The sequence below is a fragment of the Anaerospora hongkongensis genome (genome assembly GCF_004339805.1).
Taxonomy (GTDB): Bacteria; Bacillota; Negativicutes; order Sporomusales; family DSM-15969; genus Anaerospora; species Anaerospora hongkongensis.
On the sequence record NZ_SLUI01000014.1, the window covers coordinates 58,460 to 72,271 of the forward strand.

The following is a 13,812-nucleotide window of genomic DNA, read 5'->3' on the forward strand; positions in this document are numbered from 1 at the left end:
AATGGCTGTTGCAGGATTGCTGGAACGACATAAGGTGCTAGTCGGAAGCAGTGTTTGTTTATTGGTTTTTTACCTGCTTATTGCAGTTTTCTGGATACCTCAGCAAGAGAAGATAATGGCATTACGAACAGAGCTGTCCAATGTTCGGCAGGCTGTTTTAGCAGTTGAAAGCCATGGAATTGCCCACCCTGACGGGAAACAGTATTTGGCTGAGCTGGATAAGCAGCTGCTGCTTGTCGATCAACTGCTGCCCGATAAAGCAGATATCGGGACTTTTATAGTAGAGACTGAAAAAAATGCCAGAATTAGCGGCGTACAAATCATTGAGATCATTCCCAATCAGTTGAATCAGAAAACTGAGTATCATGAGATATCTGTTACTATGACAATCAAAGGAAGTTACTTTCAGATGCTGGATTTTTTCCACCGTCTGGAAGGAATGCAGCGTTTTAGTTCTGTAACAGCTGTTGCCGTTCAGGCTAAATCAGGTCTGATAGAAGGTAAAATAACCATACAGGTTTATGCCTATGGACTTGCATCTGTTGCTGCTCCCGGTGTACAAAGGTAACAAACTATGAGCAGCAGTATAGAGGTGAGGCAGTGAAAAACGTTGTATTAATTGGATTTATGGGAACAGGAAAAACCAGTACCGGCAGGCTGTTGGCCAGTCGCCTCGGTCGTCCTTTTGTCGATATTGACCGCAAATTTGAGCTGGAATGCAATATGTCAGTAGCCGAATATTTCAAACTGCACGGAGAAACGGCCTTCCGTCAAAAAGAAAAAGCGATTATCGCCAAGGTCGCCCGTTACAGTTACAGCGTAATTGCAACAGGCGGTGGTTCTGTTCTGGACCCGGATAATTTTAATAAACTCAAAGCAAATGGCATAATCGTTTCGCTGACTGCTTCTGTGGATACGATCGTTGAACGAACCGGCAGGCGGAAAGGTACCCGTCCTTTGCTGGACTGTGAAAACCCACGGGAAATAGTAGCTGTTCTACTAGAGCAGCGGGTCAGCATATACCAAAAGGCGGATTTTATTATTGATACAAGCATTTTATCGCCTCATCAGGTAGCAGAACGGATCATCAGCTTTCTTCGGCAGAGCGGTTATTTAAAAGGGAAAAGTTAATGAAATAGCAACAAAGCAGGACTTGGCGTGCGCTAAGTCTTTTTTGATTGCTAAAATTTCGGCACAGGCAGGATAGTCAAACGGCCAGTCGAATACTTACCGGATAATGGTATTCTAGCTGGAGGATGAGCAGATTGGCACTTAAGAACAATAGAATAGTACTTGGAGCAATAGTTGTAGTTCTCGTCTTGATGGTAACGGTCGGCTATCGAATTTACGCAAACTTGGCTGCCAATAAAGAGCGTGCAGACAAGGCCACACAGGGGCGGGCCGTGGCAGTTGAAACTGCTGCCGTTTCGCGCAGGGATATTATACCTACGGTAACTTTTTCGGCTAATCTCGAGCCGGTATGGAGTGCGGAAATATCATCGAAGGTAGATGGACGTATTGACCGCCTGACCGTGGAAGAAGGCGATGCGGTAAGGGCTGGTGACATCATTGCCACCCTTGATACAAATGAGCTGGCAGCACAAGTTATTCAGGCCGAAGGAAATTTATTAACGGCCCAGGCGGGCTTAGAGCAGGCAGAGCTGGATCTTCGGCGCAATGATGCGCTGGCCAAACAGGGGGCTGTTTCCTTGCAAACGCTTGATACGATGCGCATTAAGCGGGATTTAGCACAGGGGCAGCTTCGGGCGGCTGAAGGCAATATGTCTTTGCTGACGGCGCGGCTGGAAAATGCCAATATTTTAGCTCCCAGGAACGGAACTATTATGAAACGTCAAGTGCAGTCCGGCTATTATACGAAAAGCGGAGCTGCCATAGTAACGCTTGCCGATACAAGTTCTCTGTTAGCCAAAGCTATAGTTGGTGAAGCCCAGCTGCAAGATATTGTGCTTGGTACAACGGTGAAAGTTTTTGTCAATGCGTTGGGAAATAGAGAGTTTTCCGGAACCATTACCCGCTTGTCGCCGGCGGCGGAGGCACCTTCCCGCACCTTTACGGCTGAAATTACCATACCGAATCCGCAGGGAGATTTGAAGCCAGGCATCTTTGCTAATGTAGCGACACCGGTTCAGGCTAGAAAAAATGTAATTGCCGTGCCGGAAAGTGCTCTTGTTATGAAGGAAGATCAGAAGACGGTATTCGTGGTAAACGCACAGGGCATAGCACAGCAAACGGTATTAAAGCTGGGATATGTCGGAGAAGGATATGCTGAGGTGCTGTCGGGTTTACAAGAAGGCGATATCATTGTTACTGCCGGGCACAATAAAGTAAAAGATGGCTCAGTCATTGCCGGCGCCAAGGCTGGTACCAAATAATGAATATCGAAACATTTATTAAGCGCCCGGTATTTACTACTATGCTTGTTATGCTGCTGGTTGTCTTCGGACTGGGAGCCTATCCGACATTGGGAATTGATTTAAATCCTGATGTTGATTTCCCGATTGTAACCGTATCGGTTACGTATACCGGTGCTTCACCGGAAGAAATGGAGAGTTTAATCACCAAGACTGTCGAGGATGCAGTCAGTTCGGTGGCAGGCATAAAAACGTTATCCTCCGTATCACGCGAAGGGGTTTCTCAAACAACGATTGAATTTGAGTTTGGCACAGACCCTAAGCTTGCGGCTAACGAAGTACGGGAAAAGGTAGCCAGTGTCCGCAAGCGTCTGCCGGATCAGGTAGATGAGCCGGTCGTGCAGCGCTTTGATCCCAATTCCCAGTCAATTGTTTACTTCAGTCTAATCTCCGATTCCCGCAGCAGGGGGGATATCCGCAAGGTAGCTGTTGATATTGTAAAAGATGAGCTGCAGCGCCTGGATGGAGTAGGTCAGGTAGATGTTTATGGTGCTTCGGACCGGGAAATACAATTGCTGATTGATCCGCGTAAGTTAGAAGCCTATAACATAACCTATCAGCAGGTACTGAACATCGTCGACAGCCAGAATATGAATACTCCTGGCGGGCGGGTTAATGACAAAGGAACAGAACTAACTGTCAGGACTATTGGGAAATACAAAGATATTCAGGATATCAAAAATATTATCGTAGCGAATCAGGGAAGCCGCCTCGTCCGGCTGGGCGATGTCGTAACTATTGAAGATGGCTGGTCGGAGGAACGGGTTTACTCGCGGGCAAATGGCACGCCCAGTGTCATGGTTTCTGTCCAAAAGCAGTCCGGTACCAATACGGTTGATGTTGCCGAACGGGTTAAGAAGGCCATGCAAGACATGCAGCAGCGGGTATTGCCGCCTGATATTCAGGTATTGACAGTTCGCGATGGATCGGTGTATATCCGTGACAGTGTTGAAGACGTATTAGTATCGCTTGTTTTTGGCGGCTTGCTTGCGGTGGCCATTACGTATTTATTTTTACAGAACAGCCGGGCAACACTAATTGGGGCGATTGCAATTCCGACATCTGTTATTGCAACGTTCTTTCTGCTGAAAGCAATGAATTTTACGTTGAATACAATGTCGCTGATGGGCCTAAGTTTGGCAGTCGGCATTCTAATTGACGATGCTATTGTCATTATTGAAAACATCTATCGCCATTTGGAAGAGGGAAAATCGGCTTTTGAGGCAGCCCGGGACGGCACAACCGAAATTGCTTTAGCCGTTATGGCTACAACGCTGTCCATTCTGGCCGTATTTGTACCTGTAGCTAATATGGGGGAAATTATTGGTCAATTTTTTAAGCAGTTTGGTTTAACTATTGCTTTTGCCGTCGCTTTTTCCCTCTTCGGTGCGTTCACACTGACTCCGATGCTGTCAGCATACTGGCTGACAAATCATGGGCAGCAGAATCAAGCCTCCTGTATACAGCGTGTTCTGACAAAATGGGAAAACGGCTTTATTGCTTTCCGGGAAGCTTATGGACAAGTTTTGCGCTGGGCATTGCAGCGTCCGAAAAAGCTGGTTGCCTTAGCGATACTCTCATTATTTTTTAATGCTGCACTGGTCCCCTTTTTGGGATTGGAGTTTCAGCCAACCTATGATTCGGGCGAATTTAACGTCATTGCCATTGCTCCTGCCGGGACTTCCATTGATAAAATGAAAGAGTATTCGGCGCCGATCGAGAAGGAACTGCTTGCTATTCCTGAACTGAAGTCGGCGTTTATGATTGTTGGCACAAACAGGCAGACGTATCGCACGATGTTTGGCATCAGGCTTGTTGATGCCGGCGACCGGAAGAGGTCGATGATGCAGATTATGGATGAACTGCGTATGAAATTCCGTAATGTTCAGGCAGTTAAAATTGCAGTTCAAAGTACCCAGGGGGTAGGCCGAGGGGATTCCCGTCCGGTGCAAGTTGCCTTGCGCGGGGCTGAACTGGAATTGTTAAATCATTATGCGCAGGAACTTGCAGAGCATATTAAGCAAATTCCAGGCACAACAGATGTAGATATTTCCAGTGAACAGTCGGAGCCGGAAATACAAATACGGATCGATCCTGCCCGAATGGGCGATGTTGGGATTAATGCGTCTGTAGCAGGCGATGTCGTCCAAATGGCTTTCCTTGGAAAAACTACGAAAAACCAGTATAATATCGGTGATAATGACTATGACATACGGGTAAGACTGCATCCAGACTTTCGCTTAAGTATTCATGACGTAGAAAACCTTAGGGTTTCCACATCAGCCGGCAGCTTTGTACGGCTGGGCGACATTGCTCAGGTTAGTTTGTCTTCAGGACCTACGCAAATTGATCGTGAAGGGCGGCAGCGCCAGGTTATTGTTTATGCCAATACTGTCGGTACGTCTCCGGGTGAAGTTATTGCCCAAGTAAGAGAATTTATTCCACAGCTCAATCTGCCACTGGGATATTCCTTCCGGCTTGTCGGACAGGCTCAATCTATGCAAGATGCGTTTAAAGAAATTGTAAAGGCGCTTATTCTGGGAATTATCCTCATATATATGGTATTGGCAGCAGAATTTGAGAGCTTTATTCACCCGTTTACGATTATGCTGTCCCTGCCATTTTCGTTAATCGGCGCTATTATCGGCTTGCTGGTTTCAGGGAAAACGATCAACATTATGTCGTTGATTGGTGTCATTATGTTGATGGGGATTGTTACCAAAAATGCTATTTTGCTTGTTGATTATACGAATCAGTTGCGTCAACAGGGGATGGCGCTGACCGAGGCCTTAGTTGAGGCCGGTACGGTGCGCCTCAGGCCGATCATTATGACCACCTTGGCGATGATATTTGGTATGATTCCAATCGCATTGGGCATTGGTGCAGGTGCAGAACTGCGTTCCTCCATGGGGGTAGTATTGATCGGTGGTCTGATAACATCAACCTTTTTGACATTAATTGTTATTCCCTTAGTTTATCTGTTAATTGAACGTCTCCGGTTGTCCGTAAAAGACCGCGACAGCCAGGAGCAAATGAACATGTAAGGAGTGAAGATATGAAACGGATTGCCGTTTTGACCAGCGGTGGCGATGCTCCTGGCATGAATGCAGCTATTCGTGCCGTAGTTCGCAAAGGGATTTATCATGGACTGGACGTTTTTGGCGTTGAAAGAGGCTATGAAGGTGTAATTAATGGTGATTTCAGGCCAATGTCGCTTCACTCAGTTGCAGGAATTATCGGCTACGGGGGAACCATGCTGAAAACAGCCCGAAGCGAGGCCTTTAAAACAAATGGCGGGTTTTCCAAGGCTATGCGCAACTTAGCAGATCACCGGATTGATACATTAATCGTTATCGGTGGAGACGGATCGATGGCTGGTGCACAGAAGCTCGCTCAGGCGGGTGTTCAGACGATGGTCTTACCGGCAACGATTGATAACGATATGTGTGGCACTGAATACACGATCGGTTTTGATACGGCACTCAATACGGTGCTGGAAGCAGTGAACAAAATCCGTGATACGGCAGCTTCTCATGAGAGAGTTGCCATTGTCGAAGTTATGGGACGAAGTTCGGGACATATTGCGTTAATGGCCGGTCTGGCTTGTGGAGCGGAAGCGATCATGCTGCCGGAAAAACCGACTGACATTGGAGAGCTTTGTCAGCGGCTGCACCAAAGCCATGCCCGGGGTAAGCTGTATAGTATTATTATGGTAGCCGAAGGGGCAGGCAATGGCTTTGATATAGCCGCTCAAATCAGCGGAAAAACAATGTATAAGCCTCATGTTACCGTCTTGGGGTATATTCAGCGGGGCGGTGCTCCCAGCGCAATGGACAATATTATGGGCAGCCGGATGGGCGCAATGGCCGTGGATGCAATTCTAGCCGATCAGACGAATCGGCTTGTAGGCACAAGCAAGGGTGAATTGGTATGTGTAGATTATGATACTGCCTTTGCTTCGAAGCGGGGAATCGATCTGTCGTTATATGACCTTTCCCTAACCTTATCCATTTAACAATAAAAAGAGCTGCGCTGAAAAATGGTTGCTCAGCACAGCTCCTTTATTATGCTAGTTTCCAGCCTTCAATTGCCAGCCGCTTAAAGCCTAAAAAACTGGCAACAATTATGGTTAAGGGAATAGAAGGCAGATTATGGTGACAATAAACGGTTATTTCACTGATTTCCAGCTTTTCATAGCACTCCGGTTTAGGAGGATGACCAAGGGTAATGATGGGTGCTTCCTGTAAATGCATGCAACAGTCAATGACAGGCGGAAGTTCCAAATAAATGGTGCTATTTCGTTCTTTTATATATTGGACAGCCTGAGGAGTGATTGTCAGCATAAAATACCTCCTAAGAGAATTTTATTATCTATTTCTGTATGTTCAGTCTGAATCCTGCTTGTTGTTTTTCCGGTATTTTGGCATGGCAGCAGGTAGCTCAAGGAAAACCCTGCTATGCTGTGAATATTTTTCAATCAGAAAGGATGAGTGATTTTGCGAAAAAAAGTATTTATATCAGGCAAAATTCCCGACATTGCTGTTGAAATGTTGTCTCAGTATTTTGAAGTAACCATGCACAATGACTTGCGACTGTTAAGTAAAGAAGAAATTATTGCAGGGCTGGCAGGAAAAGACGCCCTGCTGCCGCTATTGTCCGATTCAGTGGATGCAGATGTTATCCGCTCCAATCCGGACTTGAAGGTGATTGCCAATTTTGGTGCAGGCTATAATAATATTGATGTCAGTGAAGCGACCGCCCGGGGGATTCCCGTGACGAATACGCCTGCTGTTTCAACTGATGCCACGGCCGACTTAACGATTGGTCTAATGCTTGCTATTGCCCGCCGCATCGTAGAGGGGGATAAAACCACACGGTCAGGCAAGTTTACCGGCTGGGCTCCCTTATTTCATCTGGGAGTTGAAGTAAGCGGCAAGACGCTCGGTATTATTGGTATGGGGAATATTGGCAGAGCGGTAGCCAAGCGGGCAAGAGCTTTTAATATGCCCATTATATATTACAGCCGGACCCGTCAATCGGCTCAAGTCGAGGCTGAGCTCGGCCTCCAATACAGATCACTGGAGGAAGTAATCAGCCAGGCCGATTTTCTTTCGTTTCATCTAAGTTATCACCCATCTCTTCGCCATATGATTGGCAGCGAGCAGCTAAAGCGAATGAAAAAAACCGCCTTTTTAATTAATGCTGCCCGTGGTCCGGTAATTGATGAGGCGGCCTTGGCAGAAGCTCTTAAAAATAAAGTGATTGCAGGTGCTGCACTTGACGTATATGAATTTGAACCGCAAGTAACAGCCGAATTATTACCGCTTGATAATGTGATTCTTTGTCCTCACCTTGGCAATGCTACCGTTGAAACCCGCGATGCCATGGCTAAAATTGCGGCCGAAAACATTATTGCTGTCCTGCAAGGCGGTAAACCTCTTAATTGCGTAAACCCGGATGCCATAAAATAAAATTGTGCCTCCAAAGAGCCGGAAGCGGCTCTTTTTCTTTTTATCTTGTCCTTGTTGTATACATAACTGGTAGATAGTGAATAAGATAGTATAGATAGGGCGTATAGGAGGTGAAGGGGTGGATAAAAACAAAGATTTTTTTAGCATTTTAACGTTAATGCAAGTGCAAAATACGTATATCAACCAAGTTGCCCGTTTAATTTATCAGATTTGTTCTGATTTTCATATTGCTACAAGTACGGATTTTCAAGATTTCACAGCCCATTTTACCACCTTCATGCAAAATCAGGCAGGCAGTGAGGGCTATGGAAGGGTGCTTAATTCTATTCAAATCTATCATTATGCCATGTTGGAACGATTATTAGATAGTGAAGTACTGGCTGCTGCCGAGCAATTGGAGCTGGCAATCAGCCACTTAGAGCTAGCGGCTAAAGAACCCAAAATCCGGATCAACCCTCATATCATGCTGTTGACGCAAAGCATCTGTCTGCTTGAAGAAACACAGCTGAAAATTATTGAGAGTCTGGAAACCTTTATTCTTGATAACCGGCCGGTTCAATTACAAAATTAATCGTCTGAATGAAATCGAACAGGATTTTTGCGTTTTAAGTAAAACTATAATAAGAGCATGATTAGGTTAATTGTGGCAAAGAAACAGGAGTTGTGTCAAAAAGGCATATTCCGGTTGGAATTATGTCTTTATTTTTTACGATAGATGATGAGGTGACTGTAACGTGAGTTCTGATCAAGTGCGAAATCTTTTACTGGCTTTTCAAAATGGACAAGCCAGCCTGGAAGAAGCAATGGAACAATTGCGTACGATGCCGTTTGAAGATCTGGAATATGCAAAAATAGATCATCACCGGGCTATCCGCCAGGGATTTCCGGAAGTGGTATATTGTGAAGGCAAGACGATTGAGCAGGTAGCGGCAATTATAGAACATTTAGCGGAACGTAATCCGAATGTTTTGGGAACCCGGGCGTCGAGCAGTATGTTTGAAGCTGTCAAAGCAAAAGTGCCTGATGCTTGTTATCATGAACTGGCTCGCTTAATTATGATTGAGAGAGAACCGGCAGCTATTGATGATTCGCGGTTTATTTTAGTATTGACTGCCGGTACCAGCGATATGCCTGTTGCCGAAGAGGCGGCGCTTACTGCTGAGATTATGGGCAATCGTGTAAAACGGGTTTATGATGTAGGCGTTGCGGGAATTCATCGCTTACTGGCTCAGCGCGAAATAATTGAGCAGGCTAATGTAATTGTGGTAGTAGCTGGAATGGAAGGTGCTCTTGCCAGCGTAGTAGGGGGAATGGCTACCAAACCGGTAATTGCTGTTCCTACCAGTGTCGGCTACGGCGCTAATTTTGGCGGATTGGCCGCATTGCTGACAATGCTGAACAGCTGTGCCGCGGGCGTGGCCGTAGTCAATATTGATAATGGTTTTGGCGCGGGGCGGTTAGCAAGTATCATTAATCAAATGAGGTGAATGGAATGAAAACAGTATATTTTGATTGTTTTGCCGGGATTAGCGGCAACATGCTGCTGGGGGCTTTTTTAGATGCAGGAGTTCCGGAGGAACGCTTGCGCAGTGAGCTTGCTAAACTAAATGTAACAGGCTATGAGTTAAAGATTCAGCGTGTCATTAAGCAAGGCATTGCAGCAGTCCATGCGGATGTAGAACTGGTGCATCATCATCACGATCATGAACACCATCATGAACATCACCATCATCACCGGTACTTACCGGATATTTATGCAATTCTTGATCAGTCTGCTTTGGCGCAGGCTGTCAAAGATAACAGCAAGAAAATCTTTCTCTGCCTGGCTGAGGCTGAGGCCAAAGTTCATGGTACAACGGTAGATAAAATCCATTTCCATGAGGTAGGAGCAATTGATTCGATTGTGGATATTGTTGGTGCTGCATTTTGTTTGCATTATCTGGGAATAGAAAAAGTCTGCGCATCCCGTCTGCAAACAGGCAGTGGTTTTGTGCAATGCAGCCACGGGCAGATGCCTGTACCTGCACCAGCGACGGCGGAACTGCTCCGTAATATTCCTTACTATAACGGCAATACGGAAAAAGAGCTGGTTACTCCCACAGGAGCCGCTTTCTTAGCAGCTTTCGGCACGGAGTTTGGAGCAATTCCGGCAGGGTTTCTCAGCCATACCATTGGTTATGGTGCCGGTGGCTGGGATCTTGATTTCCCCAATGTCTTGCGCGTGCATGTTGGTGAGCTGGAACAAGCTGAAGAAGCACAAATGCTAGTCATTGAAGCGAATATTGACGATTTGAATCCCCAGATTTATGAGTATGTTATGGAAAAATTACTGGCCTTAGGGGCGCGGGATGTCTGGATGACACCCATTATTATGAAAAAAAGCCGGCCTGCTACGATGCTTTCTGTATTAGCAGAGGGGACGCTTCTGGAGTCAATTGCGGCTTGCTTATTTGCTGAAACCTCAACCATTGGCATCCGCCACTATCCGGTACAGCGGCAGATTGCTGGCCGTGTAACCAAGAGAATTACCACTCCGTGGGGGGAAGCGTCTGTAAAGGTCAGCTCCTATCAAAATAAAATTTGCAACATTGCACCTGAATTTGAAGATTGCCGCAAACTTGCAGAAGAACATAATATTCCGCTGAAGCAAATACAGCAACAAGTACTGGTGCAGGCACTTCGAGAAGATTCTGCAAAGTAAAGGTGGCAAGAATCCCGCAGGGGGATACCTGAAAAATTAACAGGGCAGATGTATAGCCAGGTCTGGCTGGCAAGGCTTAGAGGTGAGAAAGTTGGTAAATAAAATTAGACGGTACAGCCTGAAAAACGTGAAGCCAGGTATGGAAGTAGGACAGCTTGTTTTTACCAATGACGGTCAAGTTGTACTTGGCGAAGGAACAATTCTAACACCTAGCCTGATTGAGCGTCTGGACTATTGGGGAATTACGTATTTACTAATTAAACAAAATGCCGATGAAGTTTTGCCTTGGCAGGAGTCACCGGAATCGGTCACACAGAAAAAATTTTTTGCTGAGTATGCGAAGACAGTTGATGTCATTAAGCAGGCTTTTGGCAATATCCGGTTTGCAAGTGAAGCACCGGTTGAAAAACTGTGCGAACTGGTAGATGACTCGATTGAGCCTTTAGCCGGTTCTGTAGGTGTTATTAATCACTTGCAGATGGTGCCAAGACAGGATGATTACACCTTTCACCACTCGATGAATGTTGCTATTACCAGTGGCTTATTAGGACGATGGTTAGGGTATACTGAGAATAACTTAAAAGAGCTGATGCTGGCAGGCTTGCTGCACGATGTGGGAAAGATGCAAATTCCTCCGGAAATATTAAATAAACCTGGGAAGTTAACCGTTGATGAGATGGAAATAATGAAACAGCATACTACGCGCGGTTATCAGCTGATTAAAAAAGCCGAGAGTGCTTCAATCGGTGTTCTGTGCGGCATTCTGCAGCATCATGAACGGATGGATGGTACAGGATATCCATTAAAAACCGCCGGGGATAAAATACATCCTTTTGCCAAAATTATTGCCGTAGCCGATGCTTATGATGCAATGACCTCCGACCGGGTGTACCATAGAAAGATAGCACCGTTTGCTGTTGTAGAATTATTGGTCCAGGAGATGTTTGGGAAACTCGATCCGACTGTGTGCACAATGTTCTTAAATAATGTGCGTGATTATTTTTTAGGAAATATTGTACAGCTTTGTGACGGCAGGGAAGCGGAAGTAATTTATCTCGGTCAGTTCCTTGGCTCTCGGCCGGTAGTGCGGACGATAGACGGCGAACTGCTTGACCTCGAAAAACAGAAAAAGTTTACGATTGTCAAAACAATTAAGGCCTAGGGCGTTTCTTCAACGAGTGGAATGATCAACGGACAGTGAGGTTGGTGCATTGTAATGGCTAAACAGAACCCGTTGCAATCCTGCTGCCGGTTTTTACGGCAGTTGTTAATACAAGCGGACTTTACACAGGCAGATCATGTAATCCTGAAGCTCACCTTATTAGCACTGCGTGGCGAAACTGATGCGGCAAAGATGATGAGCTTGGCGGCAGGCAGCGGCAGTATGACCGAAGCTGTGCAGGCGCATCTGCCGGAAACCGGTTTTCCTGCTGCTGTCTCTACCGAGCTTATTGATGCGGTAGGGCAGCTGCTGTTTGAGTTAAAACGGCAACCGGTTGTATTGGGCGATATTTATGAACAATTAGCTTTTGGCCGCAAGGCACAGGGGGTTTATTACACGCCCTTGGAAGTGATTGATTTCATATTGGCAAACACCCTGCAGAAGACCGATATTCTCGCTGATCCCTATGTGAAAGTCCTGGACCCTGCCTGCGGCTGCGGGAATTTTTTATTGCGGGCGTACGACATGCTGCTGGTGAAGCTCCGGGAGTGCCGGGAACAGCTGATAGAGCGCTATCCGCAGCACGACTGGTCAGATGACGGCATGCATCGTCATATCCTGCTTCATAATTTATGGGGAGCCGATCTGGATAGTTTGGCAGTTGATATTACCAGTGCCGGGTTGCTTTTGAAGCGGCCAGCCTGCCCGGTATTTCACGGACCCAATATTATTGTTTGTGACAGCTTGCAATATCATGGGAAAAACGAGGCAGGAAAACATCGGGATTTTTGGCGGCAGCGATATCAATTTGTGCTGGGCAATCCTCCTTATCTGTCTTTTGGTTTAAGAGGCAATGGAAATCTTGCGAAAGAATACCGCAGTTATTTGAAGCAGGCTTTTCCCGGTTCTGCCGAATACAAACTGAGCTACTATGTTTTGTTTATGGAACAGGGCATAACCAGATTAAGCGACGGCGGCTGCTTAGGATTTATTGTTCCGGACAGCTTTCTGCTGGGCCGTTTCTATTCGAAAATTCGCAGTACCATTATGCAGCATACCGCTATAGAGGCGCTTGTGCATATTGATGGCCCTGTTTTTAAAAAGGTAGCTACCGGTTTTACCGCCATTTGTATTTTTCGTAAGCGTGAACAATCCCTCGCCAAGGAGCAGCCTATTCAGGTGTACCGGGTAAAGGATAAAGCAGAACTAGCGGATGCTGCTCCTGTAAACTATATGGAGCAAGCCTACTATGCCACTTTGCCGTATCAGCGGTTTCGGCTATTCTTTGATGCCACGGCTGAAAAATTGATTGATAAAATAGAACAGGCAGGCTCTCCTTTAAAACAGTATGCCACCGGCCATACGGGCATTCGCGCACTTGCCAAGCAGGGGGAAATTATTCAGACGGCTTCTCTTGGTGAAAGCTGGCACAGGGGGCTAATCTCAGGAAGTCAAATTAACCGTTATGAGCTGAATTATGGCGGTCATTGGTTGAATATTGATCCGACGCTGCTGTACAAAGGGGGCTGGCGTCCGGAGATTGTTGCCTCTCGTAAAATGCTGGTGCGTCAAACCGGGTATAATTTAATAGCCTGTATCGATGCAGGCGGGCTGTATCATTTAAATAATATACACAGCTTTCTGACCAGGCAAAGCGATGTAAGCGTGGATTATCTGGCCTTGCTGTTTAACTCTGAACTGCTTTCTTTTTATTACCATGTGGTCAGCATGGAATATGGCCGGCCAATGGCTCAGACTGATATTGAATCGCTGGAGCAATTGCCGATTTGTTGTCAGCCGGAAATCAACCGGCAGGCCGAGCAGCTGTATACAGCGATGCAGAGCTGTCTGGAAGCGGGAAAAAAAGGCAATACCCAGGCGTTGAACCGCTTTTACGCATTAGATGATTATGTCAATCAACTTGTTTTTCGTATCTATCAATTAAGCGATGAAGAAGTTGCTTATGTCAAACGATATGAAAAAGCTTTGAAAGCAAGATATCGTACTAGAAAAATACAGTCAAATTGAAGAAGTTGAGGTGCTAAC

At 46.1% G+C, this 13,812-nt stretch carries 12 protein-coding genes; 11 read left to right on the forward strand and 1 reads right to left on the reverse strand.

Annotated elements, in window-relative coordinates; all coding sequences use genetic code 11:
• Position 1: 1 nt before the first annotated feature.
• The 5 genes from EV210_RS18035 (at position 2) to pfkA (ending at position 6,447) form a co-directional block, all read left to right on the forward strand.
• Positions 2–568 (forward strand): type IV pilus inner membrane component PilO, encoded by a 567-nt coding sequence (locus EV210_RS18035; RefSeq protein ID WP_132082762.1) that lies wholly within the window; start codon positions 2–4, stop codon positions 566–568.
• A 32-nt stretch (positions 569–600) separates the two neighbouring features.
• Positions 601–1,131, forward strand: a complete 531-nt coding sequence (locus EV210_RS18040; protein WP_132082763.1) for a shikimate kinase — start codon at positions 601–603, stop codon at positions 1,129–1,131.
• Between the two features lie 134 nt (positions 1,132–1,265).
• Positions 1,266–2,393, forward strand: coding sequence for an efflux RND transporter periplasmic adaptor subunit (locus tag EV210_RS18045; protein WP_243650624.1), 1,128 nt, complete (start codon positions 1,266–1,268; stop codon positions 2,391–2,393).
• The gene (locus tag EV210_RS18050; protein WP_132082765.1) at positions 2,393–5,476 is read left to right on the forward strand and encodes an efflux RND transporter permease subunit; all 3,084 of its coding nucleotides are present in this window, start codon (positions 2,393–2,395) and stop codon (positions 5,474–5,476) included. The genes EV210_RS18045 and EV210_RS18050 overlap by 1 nt, the downstream gene beginning before the upstream one ends.
• A gap of 11 nt (positions 5,477–5,487) precedes the next feature.
• Positions 5,488–6,447 (forward strand): 6-phosphofructokinase, encoded by a 960-nt coding sequence (gene pfkA, locus EV210_RS18055; protein WP_132082766.1) that lies wholly within the window; start codon positions 5,488–5,490, stop codon positions 6,445–6,447.
• A gap of 49 nt (positions 6,448–6,496) precedes the next feature.
• Here the strand turns inward: pfkA and EV210_RS18060 are convergent, their stop codons facing one another.
• Positions 6,497–6,775: a CC/Se motif family (seleno)protein gene (locus EV210_RS18060; RefSeq protein ID WP_132082767.1), complete on the reverse strand. Its 279-nt coding sequence runs from the start codon at positions 6,773–6,775 to the stop codon at positions 6,497–6,499.
• Between the two features lie 153 nt (positions 6,776–6,928).
• Between EV210_RS18060 and EV210_RS18065 the strand changes: the two genes are divergently transcribed.
• The 6 genes from EV210_RS18065 to EV210_RS18090 all read left to right on the forward strand — a co-directional run bounded on the left by EV210_RS18065 (position 6,929) and on the right by EV210_RS18090 (position 13,794).
• Positions 6,929–7,903, forward strand: a complete 975-nt coding sequence (locus EV210_RS18065; RefSeq protein ID WP_207900771.1) for a 2-hydroxyacid dehydrogenase family protein — start codon at positions 6,929–6,931, stop codon at positions 7,901–7,903.
• Between the two features lie 118 nt (positions 7,904–8,021).
• A complete protein-coding gene (locus tag EV210_RS18070; protein ID WP_132082769.1) occupies positions 8,022–8,474 on the forward strand; it encodes a hypothetical protein in 453 nt (150 codons plus the stop codon).
• A 163-nt stretch (positions 8,475–8,637) separates the two neighbouring features.
• Complete coding sequence (larB, locus tag EV210_RS18075; protein ID WP_132082770.1) at positions 8,638–9,390, forward strand: nickel pincer cofactor biosynthesis protein LarB; 753 nt, start codon at positions 8,638–8,640, stop codon at positions 9,388–9,390.
• Positions 9,391–9,395: 5 nt separating this feature from the next.
• Positions 9,396–10,604, forward strand: coding sequence for a nickel pincer cofactor biosynthesis protein LarC (larC, locus tag EV210_RS18080; RefSeq protein WP_132082771.1), 1,209 nt, complete (start codon positions 9,396–9,398; stop codon positions 10,602–10,604).
• A gap of 91 nt (positions 10,605–10,695) precedes the next feature.
• Positions 10,696–11,766 (forward strand): HD-GYP domain-containing protein, encoded by a 1,071-nt coding sequence (locus EV210_RS18085; RefSeq protein ID WP_132082772.1) that lies wholly within the window; start codon positions 10,696–10,698, stop codon positions 11,764–11,766.
• A gap of 54 nt (positions 11,767–11,820) precedes the next feature.
• Positions 11,821–13,794, forward strand: coding sequence for an N-6 DNA methylase family protein (locus tag EV210_RS18090; protein WP_132082773.1), 1,974 nt, complete (start codon positions 11,821–11,823; stop codon positions 13,792–13,794).
• Positions 13,795–13,812 lie beyond the last annotated feature (18 nt).

Coding starts and splice junctions, on each gene's coding strand:
- EV210_RS18035 (WP_132082762.1), top strand. CDS start 2: ATGGCTGTTGCAGGATTGCTGGAACGACATAAGGTGCTAGTCGGAAGC.
- EV210_RS18050 (WP_132082765.1), top strand. CDS start 2,393: ATGAATATCGAAACATTTATTAAGCGCCCGGTATTTACTACTATGCTT.
- pfkA (WP_132082766.1), top strand. CDS start 5,488: ATGAAACGGATTGCCGTTTTGACCAGCGGTGGCGATGCTCCTGGCATG.
- EV210_RS18060 (WP_132082767.1), bottom strand. CDS start 6,775: ATGCTGACAATCACTCCTCAGGCTGTCCAATATATAAAAGAACGAAAT.
- larC (WP_132082771.1), top strand. CDS start 9,396: ATGAAAACAGTATATTTTGATTGTTTTGCCGGGATTAGCGGCAACATG.
- EV210_RS18090 (WP_132082773.1), top strand. CDS start 11,821: ATGGCTAAACAGAACCCGTTGCAATCCTGCTGCCGGTTTTTACGGCAG.